The following is a 17,778-nucleotide window of genomic DNA, read 5'->3' as shown; positions in this document are numbered from 1 at the left end:
GCAAAGCCTGGGGCGTCGCGGCCGTGCCGGCACACCATCGCCAGGCACTCGCCAGGCGACGGTGGGTGGCGGGGTTATAGCACGCGGGTTTCGAAGCGGCTAACGTCCGGCAGCTCCAGCACCAGCTCATCGCCCACGTTGAGAGGTCCGACACCCACCGGCGTACCGGTGAGGATGACGTCGCCCGGTTGCAGGGAGAAATGCCCGGCGATGGTCTGGATCAGCGGCAGGATGGGATTGAGCATGTCGCGGCTGTTGCCGTCCTGGCGGACCTCGCCGTTGATGGTCAGGCGCACCGGGATGTCGGCCAGGTCCTCGAAGGCATCGCCAGGCACGAAGGGCGCGAGCACGCAGGCGCCGTCGAAGCTCTTGGCGATTTCCCAGGGATAGCCCTTGTCCTTGAGGCGGCTCTGCACGTCTCTCAGGGTCAGGTCCAGGGAGGGGGCGAAGCCGGAGATGGCGTCGCGGACTTCCTCTGTCGAAGGCTTCTTCGACAGCGGCTTGCCGATCAGCACGGCGATCTCGGCCTCGTAGTGCACCGAACCCTGGTCGGTGGGAATAGCGAAGCCGTCCGCCACCGGCACCACGCAGCTGGCCGGCTTGATGAACAGCAGGGGCTCGGTGGGAACCGGGTTGTTCAGCTCCTTGGCGTGTTCGGCATAGTTGCGGCCGATGCAGACGACCTTGCCCAGGGGGAAGTGGATCTTGGTGCCATCGAGGTACTGGTGCTGATAGGCCATCTTGTGCTCCTGGTGAGTGGCGTCTGCTGGCGATCTTAACCAAAAGCGGGCGCCGCGGCGCGTTGCCGGTCGCGAAGTGCTCATGGTCGCCCTGAGAAAGCTTCAGGTCGCAACCGGACCTGCATGCGGCGGCTCATGCTAAGATAGCGCCCCCTTTGCCGCTGGCTGAACTGGCCTGCGCCGCGCCGGCATCCTTCTCCCTGGACACTCTGGATTCAACGCAGATGAGCAAGACTTCCCTCGACAAGAGCAAGATCCGCTTCCTTCTCCTGGAAGGCGTCCACCAGTCCGCCGTGGATATCCTGAAGTCCGCGGGTTACAGCAACATCGAGTACGTCACCAGCTCCCTGCCGGATGCCCAGCTCAAGGAAAAGATCGCCGACGCCCACTTCATCGGCATCCGTTCGCGCACCCAGCTCACCGAAGAGGTGTTCGACTGCGCCAAGAAGCTGGTCGCCGTCGGCTGCTTCTGCATCGGCACCAACCAGGTTGACCTGCAGGCCGCCCGCGAGCGCGGCATCGCCGTGTTCAATGCCCCCTATTCCAACACCCGTTCGGTTGCCGAGCTGGTGCTGGCCGAGGCCATCCTGCTGCTGCGCGGCATCCCGGCCAAGAACGCCTCCTGCCACCGTGGCGGCTGGATCAAGAGCGCGGCCAACTCCTTCGAGATCCGCGGCAAGAAGCTCGGCATCATCGGCTACGGCTCCATCGGCACCCAGCTGTCGGTGCTGGCCGAGGGCCTGGGCATGCAGGTGTTCTTCTATGACGTCATCACCAAGCTGCCCCTGGGCAACGCCCAGCAGGTCGGTTCCCTGACCGAGCTGCTCGGCATGAGCGACATCGTCACCCTGCACGTGCCGGAAACTCCCGCCACCCAGCTGATGATGGGCGAGCGCGAGATCCGCGCCATCAAGAAAGGCGGCATCCTGATCAACGCCGCGCGCGGCACCGTGGTCGACCTCGACGCCCTGGCCGCGGCCATCAAGGACGAGCACCTGATCGGCGCCGCCATCGACGTCTTCCCGGTGGAGCCGCGCTCCAACAACGACGAATTCGTCTCGCCGCTTCGGGGCCTGGACAACGTCATCCTGACCCCGCACATCGGTGGCTCCACCGCCGAGGCCCAGGCCAACATCGGCCTGGAAGTGGCCGAGAAACTGGTCAAGTACAGCGACAACGGCACCTCGGTGTCCTCGGTCAACTTCCCTGAAGTGGCCCTGCCGTCGCACCCGGGCAAGCACCGCCTGCTGCACATCCACCAGAACGTCCCGGGCGTGCTGTCGGAGATCAACCGGGTCTTCTCCGAGAGCGGCATCAACATCTCCGGTCAGTACCTGCAGACCGACGAGAAGGTCGGCTACGTGGTGATCGACGTCGATGCCGAGTACTCCGACCTGGCGCAAGAGAAGCTGCAGAACGTCAAGGGCACTATCCGTTGCCGCGTGCTGTTCTAAGCCTTTAGCTGTCATGGAAAAGCCCCGGTCGGGTTCGCCTGACCGGGGTTTTTTTGCTTTCGTGCTGGCGGAGGTTTCATCGCGGCCATGGGCCGCTCCTACAGGGATGATACTTTTGTAGGAGCGGCCCATGGCCGCGATAAACGGCGTAGCGTGGATAACGGCGCAGCCTTATCCACTGGCCGTGGTTGAGCTCACCTGTGGAAAACGCTGGCGCGGTTTTCCACGCTACGGGTGGCTTAGCTGCGCTCCAACCGCTCCACGCCCTGGGCGGTGCCCAGCAGCAGCACGTCCGCCGGGCGGGCGGCGAAGAGGCCGTTGGCGACCACGCCGACGATGTTGTTGATCTTCGCTTCCAGGCCCACCGGATCGACGATGTGCATGTTGTGCACGTCGAGGATGACGTTGCCGTTGTCGGTCACCACGCCGTCGCGGTATTCCGGATCGCCGCCCAGTTTCACCAGCTCGCGGGCCACGTGGCTGCGGGCCATGGGGATCACCTCCACCGGCAGCGGGAATTCGCCGAGGACGTCGACGCGCTTGCTGGCGTCGGCGATGCAGATGAACTTGCGTGCCACCGCGGCAACGATCTTCTCGCGGGTCAAGGCCGCGCCGCCGCCCTTGATCAGGTTGAGGTGGCCGTCGGCTTCGTCGGCGCCGTCCACATAGAATTCCAGGTCGCTGACACCGTTGAGGTCATAGACGGTGATGCCATGGCTTTTCAGGCGGTCGGCGGTGGCCTGGGAGCTGGCCACGGCGCCGTCGAACTCCAGCTTGTGCTTGGCCAGCAGGTCGATGAAGAAGTTGGCGGTCGAGCCGGTGCCCACGCCGACCACGCTGTCGCGGGAGAGCAGGGGAAGGATGAGGTCGACCGCGGCCTGGGCGACGGCCTGCTTGAGCTGGTCCTGATTCATGGGGATATCCGCAAAGAAACGGGTGAAGGGCCCTCGATTATAGCCGCTCGGACGGCTTGGCTAACCTACCCGGGAGTGCCCGTAGTAGACTTTTCGCCCCCGCCGCACCCACCGGATCGCCCCGCCGATGCTCGAACAGTATGTGAAGAAGACCCTGCTCGCCCCCGTCTACGACGTGGCGATCGAAACGCCCCTGCAACCGGCGCGGGCGCTGTCCGAGCGGCTGGGCTGCCAGGTGCTGCTCAAGCGCGAAGACCTGCAGCCAGTGTTTTCCTTCAAGATCCGTGGCGCCTACACCAAACTGGCCAGCCTCTCGGCCAGCGAGAAGGCGCGCGGGGTGATCACCGCCAGCGCCGGCAACCACGCCCAGGGCCTGTCCCTGGCGGCCCGTGAGCTGGGCGTGCGGGCGATCATCGTCATGCCGCGCACCACCCCCGAGCTCAAGGTCATCGGCGTGCAGTCCCGTGGCGGTGAGGTGGTACTGCACGGCGACGCCTTTCCCGAGGCCCTGGCCGAGGCGCTGCGCCTGGTCGAGGAGCAGGGCTACACCTTCGTGCCGCCCTACGACGATCCCGACGTCATCGCCGGCCAGGGCACCGTGGCCATGGAGATCCTGCGCCAGCACCCCGGGCGGCTGGATGCCATCTTCGTCCCCGTGGGCGGCGGTGGTCTGATCGCCGGCATCGCCGCCTATGTGAAATACCTGCGTCCCGAGGTCAAGGTCATCGGCGTCGAGCCGGACGACTCCAACTGCCTGCAGCAGGCCATGGCCGCCGGCGAGCGGGTGGTCCTGCCGCGGGTGGGGCTGTTCGCCGACGGCGTGGCCGTTGCCCAGATCGGCCATCATACCTTCGAGGTCTGCCGGCGCTATGTGGATGAGGTGATCACCGTGAGCAGCGACGAGATCTGCGCGGCGATCAAGGACATCTACGACGATACCCGCTCCATCACCGAGCCTTCGGGCGCCCTGGGGGTGGCCGGGATCAAGAAGTACGCAGAGCGTGAAGGCAGTGGCGGCCAGGTGCTGGTGGCCATCGATTCCGGCGCCAACATTAACTTCGACCGCCTGCGCCATGTGGCCGAGCGCGCCGAGCTAGGGGAGCAACGCGAAGCCATCATCGCCGTGACCATTCCCGAGCGGCCGGGGAGCTTTCGCGCCTTCTGCGAGGCGCTGGGCCGGCGGCAGATCACCGAATTCAACTACCGCTACCACACTGGCGAAGAGGCCCATATCTTCGTTGGCGTCCAGACCCATCCGCAGCGCGATCCGCGTGACGCCCTCATCCAGGGCCTGCGCGATCAGGGTTTCCCGGTGCTGGACCTGACCGACAACGAACTGGCCAAGCTGCATATCCGCCACACCGTGGGTGGCCATGCCGCACGGGTCGGTGAGGAGCAGGTGTTCCGCTTCGAATTTCCCGAGCGGCCCAGGGCGCTGTTCGACTTCCTCGACCGCCTGGGCGGACGCTGGAACATCAGCATGTTCCACTACCGCAATCACGGCGCGGCGGATGGGCGGGTATTCGCCGCGCTGGAAGCCAGTGACGCCGAGCGGGGCGAGCTGCTGGCGACCCTGGATGCCATCGGCTATCGCTATTGGGACGAGACCGAGAATCCGGCGTATCGATTGTTCCTGGGCTGAGGTTGGGTGGCGTTGCGCTTCGCTGCGCTCAGCGCCAACCTACGGGGGCATCCGGGAGGGTGGATAACGGCGTAGCCTTATCTACCGTTGGCACGGGAGCCCGTCAGTGGAAAACGCTGCGCGGTTTTCCACGCTACGGTTGAGTACGCCTGATCGCGGCCATGGGCCGCTCCTACAGGTTCAGATGTCATTGTAGGAGCGGCCCATGGCCGCGATGAGCGAACTATCGGACTCCCGGAGCGGCCGCGATGAGCCCATAAGCCAACGCTGAACCAGACCACCCCCTCTCCCTCTGGGAGAGGGCTGGGGTGAGGGCCAAACACCGTTAGTCCCGCCCGTTGGGCTTCGCCGCGCTCAGCGCCAACCTACGGGGGCATCCGGGAGGGTGGATAACGGCGTAGCCTTATCCACCGTTGGTACCGGAGCCCGTCAGCGGAAAACGCTGCGCGATTTTCCACGCTACGGTTGAGTACGCCTGATCGCGGCCATGGGCCGCTCCTACAGGTTCAGATGTCATTGTAGGAGCGGCCCATGGCCGCGATGAGCGAACCATCGGACTCCCGGAGCGGCCGCGATGAGCCCATAAGCCAACGCTGAATCAGACCACCCCCTCTCCCTCTGGGAGAGGGCTGGGGTGAGGGCGGCCAAACACCTATAGTCCCGCGCGTTGGGCTTCGCTGCGCTCAGCGCCAACCTACGACGCCAGCGGCTCTACCTGGATATCCGTTAGTCCATGCACCTCCGCCTGCCGCAGGATGGCCTCGGCGGGGGCATCGGCAGGCGGCAGGGCCAGGCTGTTCTCAGCGTCGGCGCGCAGGTGTTCCAGCACGGCGAGGGCCGCTTCATGGGCCGCGAGCGTCGCCTGCGGATGGCCGAGATCGAGCTGACGGGGTTCGCCGTCCTTGCGGTAGTGGACGCGAAAGTGGGGCATGGCGGCTGCCTCGGGGCGGGTTTCTAGACAGACCCACTCGGGCATGCCGCCGTTCCGGCCTACTTAAGGATCACCAGCTTGCCCTTGAGGGCGACGCCGGCGATGAAGGCGCCGGCGTGGCATTCGTAGCGGCTGGGATCGCTCCACTCGTTCTTCTTGTAGTAGCTGGTGATGTCGGTGACGGCATTGGCACCGGCGGCCTTGGCCGCTTCCTGCAGGCGGATCAGCGCCGATTGCAGCACCCAGCGGCAGGCGACCTCGTCGGTCTTGTTGAAGGCGTTGGTCTTCTGGTTGGTGGTGATGCTGGAGTTGACCACCGTGGCCTTGCCCGGCACCGGGTTGCCGGCCAGGTAGAACTTGACGCTGCCATCCAGGCGCTTGGCGGCCAGGGCTTCCTGGACCACCTCGGCGAAGGGCAGCTGCAGGGTGGTGTCGCGGGCCTGGGCGGCGGTGGGGAGCAGGGTGGCCAGGCTCAGGGTGAGGGCAAGGGCGGGAGCGATGAGGCGCATGGTGACTTCCTTGTGGGGGTGAAGGTGACTGTTTAACCCAGAACGTCCGTCCCGTCAGCCTTGGGGCGGTGTTCTGCGATATCGCGCAAGCCGAGGGCCGTTACTCCGCGGCGGCAGCGGGGGCCGGCAGCTGCAGTCGCCGGCGAATGTCGGCGTCGAGCAACTGGACCCACTTGTTGTAGTTGCGATGGATGCGCTCGCCGTCGTAGTCGAGGCCGGCACTGTCGCGGTAGCGGATCTGGTAGCCCTTGGTGCTGTAGGGGATGTCGACCCAGGCCTGGTGGCGATCGCGCACCACGATGCTGGCGACCACCAGGCCGGGGCTTTCCTGGCCCACCGTCCAGCCGCGGCGTTCGAGGGTATCGACGATGGCGCGGCGAACGTCGGCGGCGTTCTCCACCCGGTCGGCGGGGAAGACCTCCTGGGGCGTCACCAGGGGCGCGCGGGTGCAGGCCGCCAGGAACAGCAGAGCGGAGACGAGCAGCAGGCGACGCAACATGGGAATACCTCGGGAAATGGCCATCAGGACCAGCGGCGGAAGATCAGCGAGGTGTTGACCCCGCCAAAGGCGAAATTATTGTTCATCACATGATCGGTACGCAGGGTCCGCGGTCCGTCACGCAGATAGTCCAGCTCGCCGCACTGGGGGTCCAGTTCGTCGAGGTTGAGCGTCGGCACGAAACGCTCTTCGTTCATCATGGCGATGCTGAACCAGGACTCCAGGGCGCCACAGGCCCCGAGGGTATGGCCCAGGTAGCTCTTCTGCGAGCTGATGGGCATGCCGGAGCCGAACAGCGCCTGGGTGGCCCGGGTCTCGGCGATGTCGCCCTGTTCGGTGGCCGTGCCGTGGCCGTTGACGTAGCCGATGGCCTCCGGCGCCAGCCCGGCGTCTTCCAGGGCCAGCTCCATGGCGCGCTGCATGGTGGCCTGTTCCGGGCGGGTGGAGTGCTGGCCATCGGCGTTGCTGCCGAAGCCGACGATCTCGGCGTGGATGTGCGCGCCGCGCGCCAGGGCGTGTTCCAGCTCTTCCAGCACCAGGATGCCGGCGCCTTCGCCGATCACCAGGCCGTCGCGTCCCTTGTCGTAGGGACGCGGCGAGGTGTGGGGCGCATCGTTGCGCAGGCTGGTGGCATAGAGGGTGTCGAAGACCATGGCCTCGCTGGGACAGAGTTCTTCGGCGCCGCCCGCCAGCATCAGCGGCAAGCGCCCGAACTTGATGGCTTCGTAGGCGTAGCCGATGCCCTGGCTGCCGCTGGTGCAGGCGCTGGAGGTGGGGATCAGCCGGCCCTTGAGGCCAAAGAACAGGCTCAGGTTGGCGGCGGCGGTGTGCGGCATCATGCGCACATAGGTGTTGGCGTTGAGCCCCACGGCGGCGTCGCTGAGCAGCATGTTGGCCAGCGCCTTGATGTCGTCGGTGCTGCCGGTGGAGGAACCGCAGGCCACGCCCATGCGGCCATCGGCGATGCCGGGATCATTCAGCAGTCCGGCATCGGCCAGGGCGCGCTCGGCGGCGGCCACCGCCAGCTGGGAGACGCGGCCCATGCTGCGCAACTGCTTGCGCGTCCAGTGGCTGGGCACCTGGAAGTCGACGATGGGCCCGCCCAGGCGGGTATTCATCTCGGTATAGCGGTCCCAGGCGTCCATGCGGCGGATGCCGCTGTGGCCGGCCAGGAAGTGGTCGCGGATGGTCGGCCAGTCACTGCCCAGGGCGGTGACGCCGGCCATCCCGGTGATCACGACGCGACGACCCATCATCAGCACAGCCCTCCGTTGACCGCCAGCACCTGGCGGGTGATGTAGCCGGCCTCGGGGGCGAGCAGGAAGGCCACCGCGTGGGCCACCTCCTCGGGGGTGCCCATGCGCCCGGCGGGGATCATCTCGAGAATCTTGTCCACTGGCACATGCTCGTCGAGGATCTCGGTGTCGATCAGCCCCGGGGCGACGCAGTTGACGGTGATCTTGCGCTTGGCCAGCTCCACCGCCAGGGCCTTGGCGGCGCCGATCAGCCCCGCCTTGGAGGCGCTGTAGTTGACCTGGCCGCGATTGCCGATCAGCCCGGAAACCGAGGTGATGCAGACGATACGCCCCGGCGCGCGGCGACGGATCATCGGCATGACCACCGGGTGCAGGACATTGTAGAAGCCGTCGAGATTGGTGCGCAGGACCACGTCCCAGTCCTCTCCGGTCAGCGCCGGGAAGGCGCCGTCGCGGGTCAGGCCGGCATTGCAGACCACACCATAGTAGCCGCCGTGGGCTTCGGTATCGGCCTCGAGGATGGCCGCGCAGGCAGCGCGGTCGCCAACGTCGAATTGCAGCACCCGGGCCGTGCGGCCCAGGGCCTCCACCTCGGTGCGCACGGCCTCGGCTTCCTCGCGACGGCTGCGGCAGTGCAGCACCAGGTCGTGCCCGGCCGCGGCCAGGCGCAGGGCGATGGCGCGGCCCAGGCCGCGGCTGGAACCGGTCACCAGGACCGGGGCGGGGGCAACGCTCATGGCGCGGGCTCCTGTAGATACAGATCCGCCTGGGGCGGACGATAGACGTTCAGGCGGGCGCTGGCCTGGCAGCCAGGGCCCTGCAAGTGGCAGTCGAAGATGGCCATGCCATCGTCGTTCTGCAGTGCCGGCTGGGCCTGGATGCGCAACTCACCGCCGGCGGGAAAGGCCGCCACGTCGCAGGCGAACTGGCGGGTGCCGAGCAGGAAACCCAGGGCCGGGGCCTCGCCACGGCGGCGCGCCTGGCAGCCAGCGAAGGCGGCCACGCTCTGGGCCATCAGCTCCACGCCGATCCAGGCTGGCAGGGCGCCGTCGGCGTCGGTGAAGAGGCCGGGGCGTACCACCAGGCGGGTCTCGATGCCCTGGTCGTCGCAGGCGAGGATTTCCTCGATCAGCAACATGTCGCCAGCGTGGGGCACCAGCTCGGCGAGGGGCCAGGGGATCATGGCGTGGCTCCGAGGATGAGGCTGACGTTGCTGCCGCCAAAGGCGAAGCTGTTGCTCATGGCGTGGCGGCGGCCGTCCAGACGGCTGTCGGCGTGGGCCAGCGCCAGGCGTGGCAGGGCAGGATCGGCCTGGCCGTCCCAGCGCTGCGGCGGCAGCTGGCCGGCCGGGTTGAGCTGCGGGTCCAGGGTCAACCAGGCGAAGGCGGCTTCCAGGGCGCCGGCGGCGCCGAGGGTATGGCCGGTCAGCGGCTTGGTCGAGGAGCAGGGCACCCCGGCCGGGAACACCTCATGGGTGGCGTGGCTTTCCATGGCGTCGTTGTGTGGCGTGGCGGTGCCGTGCAAGTTGAGATAGCCGATGTCGCCCGGCTGCAGGCTGCTGGCGCGCAGCGCCGCCTGCATGGCCTGGACGGCGCCGCGGCCGCTGGGATCGGGAGCGGAGATGTGGTGGGCATCGGAACTGGCGCCGCCGCCGAGCAGGGCGATGGGAGCGGGCTCGCGGGTCAGCAGGAACAGCGCCGCGCCCTCGCCGATGTTGATGCCGCAGCGATTGACCGAGAAGGGATTGCACAGGCGTTCGCTGACCGCTTCCAGGGCAGCGAAGCCGTTCAGGGTCAAGCCGCAGAGGCTGTCGACGCCCCCGCAGAGCACGGCATCGCAATGTCCCTGGACCAGCAGCCGACGGGCGCTGAGCAGGGCGCGGGCGCTGCTGGTGCAGGCGGTGGAGAGACCATAGCAGGGGCCGCTCAGGCCCAGATAGCGGGCGAGGAAATCGGCCGGCGCGACCAGCTCCTGCTGGGCGTACTGATAGCCCTCGGGCAGTTGGCCGCTGCGCTGGTGCACGGCGATGCCCAGGCTGGCCTCGTGAATGCCGGAGGTGCTGGTGCCCAGCACCACGCCGATGCGCGCAGGGCCGTGGCGCTCGATGGCCTGGTACACCTGAGGCTCGATCTCGGTCAGAGCCGCCAGCAGGAGCTGGTTGTTGCGACTGAAGAAGGGGGCCCAGTCGGTAGGCCAGGCCGGCAGGGCGGCGCTGACGGTGCCCACCGGCGGCTGGCGCTCGGGAATCCAGCCCGGGGTGGGCTGCATGCCTGCCGTGTCGCTGGCGAACAGGCCGCGCGCCACCTCGGCCTTGCCCTGGCCCAGGGCGCAGAGCAGCCCCAGGGCGTTCAGGTAGGCGCTCAAGGCGCGGACTCCGGCTGCAGGGTCAGGCGATAGCGCGACCCGTCCGGTGCCTGCAGCTCCAGGCGGTCGGCAGCGGGATAGCGCACCTGCCAGTCCTTGAGGCTGCGGCTGCCGTCGGCGGCCTGTTGCCAGTCGCCCGTGGCATAGGCCTGCGGCAGTTGGTCGGCCGGGGTCAGGGCGAACAGCAGTACGCTGAAGAAGGTGCGCGCCCGGGGATTGGGCGGCAGCAGGCCGTCGGCGTGCCAGGCGCCGTCGAGCAGGCGCTGGCGCGCCTGGGGCACACCCAGCGGATCGAACAGCGAAAAGCGCAGGGCTTGGCCTTCCGGCTGGATGGCCAGCAGCAGGGCGTCGCTGCCCTCGGCGGTCTGGCGCTCCACCTGATAGACGAGCGTGTGCGCCAGCGGTGGCGGACTGCTGGGCAGTGGCGGTTGGCTGGCGCAGGCGGCGAGCAGTAGCAGGCAGGCCAGCGCGAAGACGAGCGGACGGGGCAGGGTCATGCAGAGTGGGCCGAATTCAGCTGGCAGAGCTCGACGAGCAGGCGCAGGCGCCGCTTGGGCTCCTTGACGAAGGGGTTGCGAAGGTCCCAGGCGTAGCCGGCGAGAATGGCGCAGATCATGCGGCGGATCTCGGGGTCGGCGTTCTCGAAATAGATGACGTCCTGGAAGCTGCCATCGTACCAGCCCTCCACATAGGCACGGAACGTATCGACGCCCGCCTTGAGTGGTCGGGCGAACTCGCCCTCCCAGTCCACCGCCTCGCCACGCAGCTGGCGATCCACCAGGGGCGCGGCCAGGCTGGCCGAGCGCAGGGCGATGGTGACGCCCGAAGAAAACACCGGATCGAGAAACTCGGCGGCGTTGCCCAGCAGGGCGAAGCCGGGGCCGTGCAGGCGCTTGACGTTGGCCGCATAGCCGCCCAGCTCGCGCACCGAGGTATCCCAGACCGCATTGTGCAGCACCCGGGCCAGGCTCGGGGTCTCGGCGACCCAGTCGCGCAGACAGGTGGCGAGATCGGGGGCGCGTCCGGCATAGCGCTCGGCGGCGGCCACCACCCCGAGCGAGGTGCGGCCGTCGCTGAACGGGATGGTCCAGAACCAGACGTCGCGCCAGGTCGGGTGGGTGGTGATGAGGATGCGGTCGCGGTCGAAGCCGGGATCGTCGATGCGGTCCTCGACATGGGTGAAGAGGGCGCGACGCGGGGGGAAGTCCGAAGGGGCTTCCAGGTCCAGCAGGCGCGGCAGCACCCGTCCGTAGCCACTGGCATCGAGCAGGAAGTCGGTGGTCAGCGCATAGGCCTGGCCGTCGTCGCCCAGCACCTCGATCCGGGTTCTTTCACCGTCTTCGCCCAGGGTCACGGCGGTCACCCGCTGGCCGTAGCGGATCGCCACGCCCTGGCGAGCGGCGTCGTCGGCGAGGATCTTGTCGAAGGGGCCGCGCTGGACCTGGAAGGTGCTGCGCCCGCCACTGTAGGTGTCGCGGAAGTCGAAGTCGGTGTAGCGCTCCCCCCAGGCGAAGGCCGCGCCGACCTTGGTCTGAAAACCGGCGGCCTCGACCGCCGGCAGCATCCCCGCTTCCTCGACGAAATCCAGGCTGTGGGAGAGCAGGCTCTCGCCGATGGAAAAGCGCGGGAAGTGCTGGGCTTCCAGCACCAGTACCGGATGGCCGCGACGCTTGAGCAGGGCGGCGACCACGGCGCCGGCCGGGCCGGCACCGATGACGACCAGGGGATGATGTTCAACCATGACGAAGGTCCTTTTCGTGGGAGACGGAGGGCGAGGCCCAGGGCGCCAGCAGGAAGCTGAACACCAGCCCCAGGCTGATGGCCAGGCCGAAGTTGGCGATGGCCGGGGTGCTGCTGAGCATCAGCAGACCGAACGACAGCCAGCTGCCGACGCCGGACAGCAGGCCGCCGAGCAGACTCACCGCCGCGCCGCCGATGGCCTCGTGCATGAGGATGGCGTAGTCCACGCCGATGGCGGTGATGAGCAGCAGGGCGAAGAGGCTGAACAGGGTCAGCGGCTGACCCAGCCAGCCCAGGCAGGCCAGGGCCGCCAGGGCCGCCAGCAGCGGCAGGCAGACGATGCGCAGTGCCGCGCGGCGACCGAAGGCCCAGAGCAGCAGCAGGAAGATGGCCGCCGAGGCCAGCAACTTGAGCTCCACCGCCAGGCGCTGGGTATGGAGGAACAAGCCGCGCAATTCGCCCAGGCGATCCACCAGCTGCACACCGGGCAAACCCTCGGCCACCCTTTGCAGGACCTGGGCGTTGCCCAGCCCTTGCAGGCTGACCAGCCCGGCCGCGCCGCCGTCGGCAGTCCGGCCCAGCCAGAGCGGTCGCCAGGGCTCGCCCAGCGGGCCGGCCAGGGCCCGGTCGAGACTCAGGTCGGGTAGCTGATGCAGTTGCCTCAGTTCGGCGTCCAGCGCGTCGGCCGGAATGCCTACCGCCAGCAGGGGTTGCAGGCGCTCGCCCCAGCCGGCCAGGGCCTGGCGCAATTCGGCCTGGGCCGCGGCAGGGGCGACCAGGCCGCTAAGGGCGCGATAGCCCTGTAGCTGGCCCTGACTGACCAGGCTATCCAGGCGCTGACCCAGGGCGGCCTGGTGGTGCAGCACCTCGTCGGCATCCGTCCCGCGCACCAGGAAGAACTGGCTGGTGGGTTGCAGCCCGGTAAGGCGGGCGATGGCCTGGGCTTCGCGGGTCAGCGCCGGGTCCTGGCCAAGCCAGAGGCGCAGGTCGTTCTGCAGGTGCAGTTGCCAGACGCCGGCGCCGCAAAAGGCCAGCAGCGCCAGCAGCAGCGGCAGGCTGCCGGTGCGCGCCAGCAGGCGCAGCCGCAGGTCGAGCAGGCGCTGCATCAGTCGCAGGGGCGCGGCGGGCGGTGCCAGGTCCAGGCGCTGCCACCAGGCCGGCAAGAGGCAGACGGTGGTGAGGTAGGCGCCGATCAGGCCGGCGGCGGAAAACACCGCCACCTGGGTCAGCGCCGGAAAGGGCGTGCAGGCCAGCGCCAGGTAGCCCAGCAGATTGGTCGCCAGACTCAGGGACAATCCCGGCAGGGTCTGGCGCAGGATGGCCGTGGCATTCCATGGGCCACCCTTCCAGCTCTTGCTCAGGTAGTGCAGCGGGTAGTCGGCGGCCACCCCGGTCAGGCTGGCGCCGAGGATCAGGGTGAGGGCGTTGATCTGGCCGAACAGCAGCACGCAGGCGGCGCTGCCGGCCAGGAGGGCCACGCCCACCGCCAGCAGGCTGAGCAGCACCCGCCAGCGGCGGAACAGCCCCAGCAGCAGGGCCAGGGTGCCAAGGGTGGCCAGGCCGCCGATCAGCGACATCTCGCGACTGGCGGTGGCCTGGCCGGCGGCGGCGTATCTCAGGCCGCTGGCGGCGAGTAGCTGACCGCCATCCGCGACCACCTCACGGCGGGCGGCCTCGATCAGGGCTTCTACCCGGGGCGGAGCGTCGAAGTCGAAGGCATCGGCGCGGGTACGGGCGCGGATCAGGGCCCAGGTCAGACCGTCGCCCTGGGTCAGCAGCAGGCCGCTGCCGGCGTCGAATTGCACCTTGCTGGCCGGGGTGAGCTGGCGCTGCACCAACAGGCCGAGACCGAACCAGTCCTGCTCCAGGGGCAGGGCGCCGGCGCCAGCGAAGGGATCGAAGAGGGCCGCGGCCCGGGCCTGCAGATAGCTGTCGGGCGTCTTGAGCAACTCGTCGCGCGCCGGCCCCGGTGCCAGCGCCAGGCGACTGGCCAGGAGTCGCTGGCGCAGGCCGGGCAAATCCGGCGTCAGCTGCCATTGCACCTTTTCGAACAGCGGCTCCCGGGACCAGGCCTGGCCCAGGCGCTCGACCAGGGCGGCTACTCGCTCACGCTGGGGATGACCCACCAGCAGGAGCACCTCGCGATTGAGCGGCTCGGCCATGCGCGCCTCGGCCTGCTGGGTAAGGGCGTCGCCGGCGCCCTGGGGCAAGAGCGCCAGCAGATCGGCGGCCACCGGCGGCCCGTGGCGCCACTGCCAGGCGCTGAGCGCCAGCAGGGTGAGCAATAACAGCAGGAAGGGGCGCTGCAGCCGGGTCACTGGAAGACCGCGCGCTGCTCGGTGCTCAGGGTGTCGCTAGGCTGGCCGTCCAGCCTGAGCAGGCTGCGGTCGCCCTGGGTCTCGCGAATCTCCACCTGTTCGACCAGGGCACCGCCCTGGATGAGGATGCCGTCGAACACCTGCTTGAGCAGCGCGCCGCGTGGGGTCAGGCGCAGCTGCCAGTGATTGGCGTCGCCTGTCAGGGCCAGCTCGAAGTCGCGTTCCAGGCCGCTGCGGTCACCGCCGAGCACGGCCAGGAACAGCGCGCTCTGGCGCGCGGCCAGGTCGCTGCCGGGCAGGGGCGTCCAGCCCGTCGGCGTCTGCTTGGCGATGGCGCCCGGGGTGATGCGATAGGTCTGGGTCAGCGGCTTTTCCAGCCGCCAGAGCAGGCCCAGGCCGCGGGCCAGGGTGAAGTGGCCGCTGCTGGTGAGCGGTTGCGGCAGGGCGCGCAGATAGCGCTGTTGGACGAAGCTGCCCTCGACCGCCGCGGGACGCGCCAGCTGGGCGGCCAGGTCGTCGAGATCGAAGGCCTGGGCCAGGGGCGCGGCCAGGATGAATAGCAAAGCGATCAGCGTGCGCATGCCAGGGCCCTCTCCACGGCGTCGATGAAGACCTTGGGCGAGGCCAGCTGCATCTCGCGGCTGGCCAGGTCCACGGCGACCTGCACGGTGCTGGCGCGGGTCAGGCGCTCACCGGTGGCAGCGTCGCTGATCAGGTAGTTGAGCTTGAGGCGATGCTCCCACTCCACCAAATCGGCCCGGACGCGAACGCGCTGCTGGAACAGCAGGGGGCGGATGTAGCGGATCTGCAGGTCGATCACCGGCCAGCCATAGCCGGAGTCGCGCATCTGCAGGTAATTGTGGTCAAGGCGGTCGAGCAGCGCGCAACGCGCGACCTCCAGGTACTTCACATAATGGCCGTGCCAGGCGATTTCCATCATGTCGACGTCGAAGAAGGGGATCTGCATCTCCACCTCGACCTGCAGGGCACCGGTCTTACGCATAGAGCCTCCAGTGGCGGGCGCGAATCAGGGTCAGGGTCTGGCGCAGTTCGGCTTCCAGGGCACGGTCTTCGATCAGCGGCGGGAAGGTCTCACCCAGCGCCCGGTGCATGGCGGCCAGGGGCGCGGGCGGTTGCACGCCCTGCTCGCACCTGAGCCATACGCCCTGCTGGGCGGCCAGCAGGGTGGCGGCGGCCACCTGCTCGGTGAGCTCCAGCACGCGCAGGGCATCGCGGGCGGCGATGGTGCCCATGCTGACCTTGTCCTGGTTGTGGCATTCGGTGGAACGGGAGAAGACGCTGGCCGGCAGGGTGCCCTTGAGCGCCTCGGCGGTCCAGGCGCTGGCGCCGATCTGCACCGCCTTGAAGCCGTGGTTGAGCATGGCCCGCTCGGCCGGGGCGCCGGAGAGATTGCCCGGCAGGCCATGGTTGTAGCGCGCATCCACCAAGAGGGCGAGCTGGCGGTCGAGCAGGTCGGCGACGTTGGCCACCAGGGTCTTGAGACTGTCCATGGCGCAGGCGATATGGCCGCCATAGAAGTGGCCGCCGTGCAGCACCCGCTCGTCCTCGGCGTCGATCAGCGGATTGTCGTTGGCGCTGTTGAGTTCGGTCTCGATGAACTGGCGCAGCCAGGGCAGGCTGTCGGCCAGCACCCCCAGCACATGTGGCGCGCAGCGCAGCGAATATCTGTCCTGCAGGCGGTGCAGGGGCGCCGCCGGACCCTCGGCGGCGAGATCCGCGCGCAACCAGGCGGCCACCTGACCCTGGCCCGGATGGGGCTTGGCGGCGAACAGGCGCTGGTCGAAGTGCTCCGGGTTGCCGGCCAGGGCCACCACGTTGAGCGCGGTGATGCGTGTCGCCAGGCGTAGGAGGTACTCGGCGCGGAAGAAGGCCAGGCAGGCCAGGCCGGTCATCACCGCGGTGCCGTTCATCAGCGCCAGGGCTTCCTTGGGCCTGAGCACCAGCGGCGTCCAGCCCAGCTCGGCATGGACGTCCGCTGCTTCCCGTATCTCATTGCGCCAGAGCACCTGGCGCTCGCCGCAGAGGGCGGCGGCCACATAGGACAGCGGGGTGAGATCGCCACTGGCGCCCACCGAGCCCTCTTCGGGGATCAGCGGCAGGAGGTCTTCACGCAGGAAGGCGGTGAGGCGTTCGAGCAACTCGACGCGCACCCCGGAGACGCCCTGGCACAGCGACTGCAATCGCGCCGCCAGCACCGCCCGGGTCGCCGCCGCATCCAGATGGCGCCCCAGGCCGCAACCGTGGAAGGTGTAGAGCTGACGCGGCAGCGCCTCGACCTGGGCGAGGGGTACGGCGACCACGCAGGAATCGCCGTAGCCGGTGGTGATGCCGTAGACCGAACCCTCGCGGGCCAGCAGCGAATCGACGAAGCGCGCGCCGCGGGCGATGCCGTCGCGAAAGGCGGCGTCGTCCTGCAATTCGGCCTGTGCCCGGCCCTCGGCCAGGGCGACCAGGTCTTCGATGGCGAGGGCCTGGCTACCAAAGCGAACACTAGCGTTCATCGCGACTCCAGAAGGGGTAGAAGTTGAACCACTGCCGCGGCGCCTTGAGGCAATGGGCGGCGAGGCGCTCGGCATAGGCCTGGGCCAGGCCCTGGATGCCGGCGGCGCGCTCCTGGCGACGCCAGGCCGGGGCCGGGGCGAAATCTTCCAGGTAGAGGTGGTAGCCGTCGGCTTCGCGCAGGCAGAACAGCAGGTTGGTCGGGCAACGCAGCAGGTGCGCCAGCAGCCAGGGGCCCTGGGGGAAGGGCGCCGGGGCGCCGAGGAAGTCCACCTCGACGGTCCGGCCGCCATGCAGCGGCACCCGGTCGCCGGCGATGGCCAGCCATTCGCCGCGCTCCAGGCGCTCGCTGAGCTGCAGCATCACCGCCGGGTCCAGCTCGCTGACCTGGATCAGCCGCAGATCGCTGGCGCCGGCCTCTTCCAGCAGACGATTGAAGGCCTCGGCATGGCGGGTGTGCACCAGTACATTGAGGCGCACCCGCCGCCCCAGCTGGGCCAGGGCGCGACAGACTTCAAGGTTGCCCAGGTGGGCGGTGACCAGGATCTCGCCGCGCGGCGCGTGCATGCGGCTGTGCACCTGATCCGGGTCGTGCAGTTGCACCTGATCCAGGCCAAGGCGGCCGTTCCAGGCGTCGAGCTTGTCCAGCAGGGCTTCGGCGAAGGCCATGAACTGGGCATAGCCGCTGCGCCAGTCGGGCTTGAGCTCGGGACGGCCGCTCCAGGCGGCCAGGCGCTGCTGGTACTCGCGGATGCCGCGGCGGGCGCGGGTGCCGAACAGGAAGAAGTACAGCACGATCAGCCGCAGCAGCGGAGCGATGGCGCGGCGGCCCAGGTGCCGCGCCAGCCAGGCGGTGAGGCGCATCAGCACGGGGCTGCCACGCTCGCGCTG

At 68.7% G+C, this 17,778-nt stretch carries 18 protein-coding genes; 2 read left to right on the top strand and 16 right to left on the bottom strand.

Features of this window, described 5'->3' with window-relative positions:
- Positions 1–74 precede the first annotated feature (74 nt).
- On the bottom strand, positions 75–740 hold the full coding sequence (locus ACWPW1_RS19965) for a fumarylacetoacetate hydrolase family protein (RefSeq protein ID WP_454253798.1): 666 nt from the start codon (positions 738–740) through the stop codon (positions 75–77).
- 224 nt (positions 741–964) lie between these two features.
- Here ACWPW1_RS19965 and serA point away from each other — a divergent pair, with 224 nt between their 5' ends.
- Positions 965–2,194 (top strand): phosphoglycerate dehydrogenase, encoded by a 1,230-nt coding sequence (gene serA / locus ACWPW1_RS19960; protein ID WP_231355812.1) that lies wholly within the window; start codon positions 965–967, stop codon positions 2,192–2,194.
- A 239-nt stretch (positions 2,195–2,433) separates the two neighbouring features.
- Here the strand turns inward: serA and rpiA are convergent, their stop codons facing one another.
- Positions 2,434–3,108 carry a ribose-5-phosphate isomerase RpiA gene (gene rpiA / locus ACWPW1_RS19955; RefSeq protein WP_059316309.1) on the bottom strand — a complete coding sequence of 225 codons (675 nt, stop codon included), beginning with the start codon at positions 3,106–3,108 and terminating at the stop codon, positions 2,434–2,436.
- Positions 3,109–3,223: 115 nt separating this feature from the next.
- Here rpiA and ilvA point away from each other — a divergent pair, with 115 nt between their 5' ends.
- Positions 3,224–4,750, top strand: a complete 1,527-nt coding sequence (gene ilvA, locus ACWPW1_RS19950) for a threonine ammonia-lyase, biosynthetic (protein ID WP_454253947.1) — start codon at positions 3,224–3,226, stop codon at positions 4,748–4,750.
- Positions 4,751–5,444: 694 nt separating this feature from the next.
- On the opposite strand, the gene ACWPW1_RS19945 is transcribed toward ilvA, so the two are convergent.
- The 14 genes from ACWPW1_RS19945 to ACWPW1_RS19880 all read right to left on the bottom strand — a co-directional run bounded on the left by ACWPW1_RS19945 (position 5,445) and on the right by ACWPW1_RS19880 (position 17,751).
- Complete coding sequence (locus ACWPW1_RS19945) at positions 5,445–5,726, bottom strand: hypothetical protein (RefSeq protein WP_454253797.1); 282 nt, start codon at positions 5,724–5,726, stop codon at positions 5,445–5,447.
- A 14-nt stretch (positions 5,727–5,740) separates the two neighbouring features.
- On the bottom strand, positions 5,741–6,190 hold the full coding sequence (locus ACWPW1_RS19940; protein ID WP_434775092.1) for an excinuclease: 450 nt from the start codon (positions 6,188–6,190) through the stop codon (positions 5,741–5,743).
- 100 nt (positions 6,191–6,290) lie between these two features.
- Complete coding sequence (locus ACWPW1_RS19935) at positions 6,291–6,689, bottom strand: hypothetical protein (protein ID WP_454253796.1); 399 nt, start codon at positions 6,687–6,689, stop codon at positions 6,291–6,293.
- A gap of 23 nt (positions 6,690–6,712) precedes the next feature.
- Entirely contained in the window at positions 6,713–7,945 is a 1,233-nt protein-coding gene (locus ACWPW1_RS19930; protein ID WP_454253795.1) for a beta-ketoacyl-ACP synthase, read from the bottom strand.
- Positions 7,945–8,682 (bottom strand): 3-oxoacyl-ACP reductase FabG, encoded by a 738-nt coding sequence (gene fabG / locus ACWPW1_RS19925; RefSeq protein WP_064308899.1) that lies wholly within the window; start codon positions 8,680–8,682, stop codon positions 7,945–7,947. The genes ACWPW1_RS19930 and fabG overlap by 1 nt, the downstream gene beginning before the upstream one ends.
- The gene (locus ACWPW1_RS19920; protein WP_454253794.1) at positions 8,679–9,128 is read right to left on the bottom strand and encodes an ApeP family dehydratase; all 450 of its coding nucleotides are present in this window, start codon (positions 9,126–9,128) and stop codon (positions 8,679–8,681) included. The genes fabG and ACWPW1_RS19920 overlap by 4 nt, the downstream gene beginning before the upstream one ends.
- Positions 9,125–10,309 (bottom strand): beta-ketoacyl-[acyl-carrier-protein] synthase family protein, encoded by a 1,185-nt coding sequence (locus ACWPW1_RS19915; RefSeq protein WP_454253793.1) that lies wholly within the window; start codon positions 10,307–10,309, stop codon positions 9,125–9,127. The genes ACWPW1_RS19920 and ACWPW1_RS19915 overlap by 4 nt, the downstream gene beginning before the upstream one ends.
- A complete protein-coding gene (locus ACWPW1_RS19910) occupies positions 10,306–10,806 on the bottom strand; it encodes a hypothetical protein (protein ID WP_454253792.1) in 501 nt (166 codons plus the stop codon). Before ACWPW1_RS19910 ends, ACWPW1_RS19915 begins: the two co-directional genes overlap by 4 nt.
- A complete protein-coding gene (locus ACWPW1_RS19905; protein ID WP_454253791.1) occupies positions 10,803–12,050 on the bottom strand; it encodes an NAD(P)/FAD-dependent oxidoreductase in 1,248 nt (415 codons plus the stop codon). Before ACWPW1_RS19905 ends, ACWPW1_RS19910 begins: the two co-directional genes overlap by 4 nt.
- Positions 12,043–14,367: an MMPL family transporter gene (locus ACWPW1_RS19900; RefSeq protein ID WP_454253790.1), complete on the bottom strand. Its 2,325-nt coding sequence runs from the start codon at positions 14,365–14,367 to the stop codon at positions 12,043–12,045. The genes ACWPW1_RS19905 and ACWPW1_RS19900 overlap by 8 nt, the downstream gene beginning before the upstream one ends.
- On the bottom strand, positions 14,364–14,948 hold the full coding sequence (locus ACWPW1_RS19895) for an outer membrane lipoprotein carrier protein LolA (protein ID WP_313647716.1): 585 nt from the start codon (positions 14,946–14,948) through the stop codon (positions 14,364–14,366). Before ACWPW1_RS19895 ends, ACWPW1_RS19900 begins: the two co-directional genes overlap by 4 nt.
- The gene (locus ACWPW1_RS19890; protein WP_313647718.1) at positions 14,936–15,370 is read right to left on the bottom strand and encodes an acyl-CoA thioesterase; all 435 of its coding nucleotides are present in this window, start codon (positions 15,368–15,370) and stop codon (positions 14,936–14,938) included. Before ACWPW1_RS19890 ends, ACWPW1_RS19895 begins: the two co-directional genes overlap by 13 nt.
- Positions 15,363–16,889: an HAL/PAL/TAL family ammonia-lyase gene (locus ACWPW1_RS19885; protein WP_454253789.1), complete on the bottom strand. Its 1,527-nt coding sequence runs from the start codon at positions 16,887–16,889 to the stop codon at positions 15,363–15,365. The genes ACWPW1_RS19890 and ACWPW1_RS19885 overlap by 8 nt, the downstream gene beginning before the upstream one ends.
- Positions 16,879–17,751 carry an LpxL/LpxP family acyltransferase gene (locus ACWPW1_RS19880; protein WP_454253946.1) on the bottom strand — a complete coding sequence of 291 codons (873 nt, stop codon included), beginning with the start codon at positions 17,749–17,751 and terminating at the stop codon, positions 16,879–16,881. The genes ACWPW1_RS19885 and ACWPW1_RS19880 overlap by 11 nt, the downstream gene beginning before the upstream one ends.
- Positions 17,752–17,778 lie beyond the last annotated feature (27 nt).

The organism is Pseudomonas sp. Marseille-Q7302 (assembly GCF_965111925.1).
Note: the sequence above shows the minus strand (reverse complement) of the source record. Positions and strands in the feature narration are given on the sequence as shown.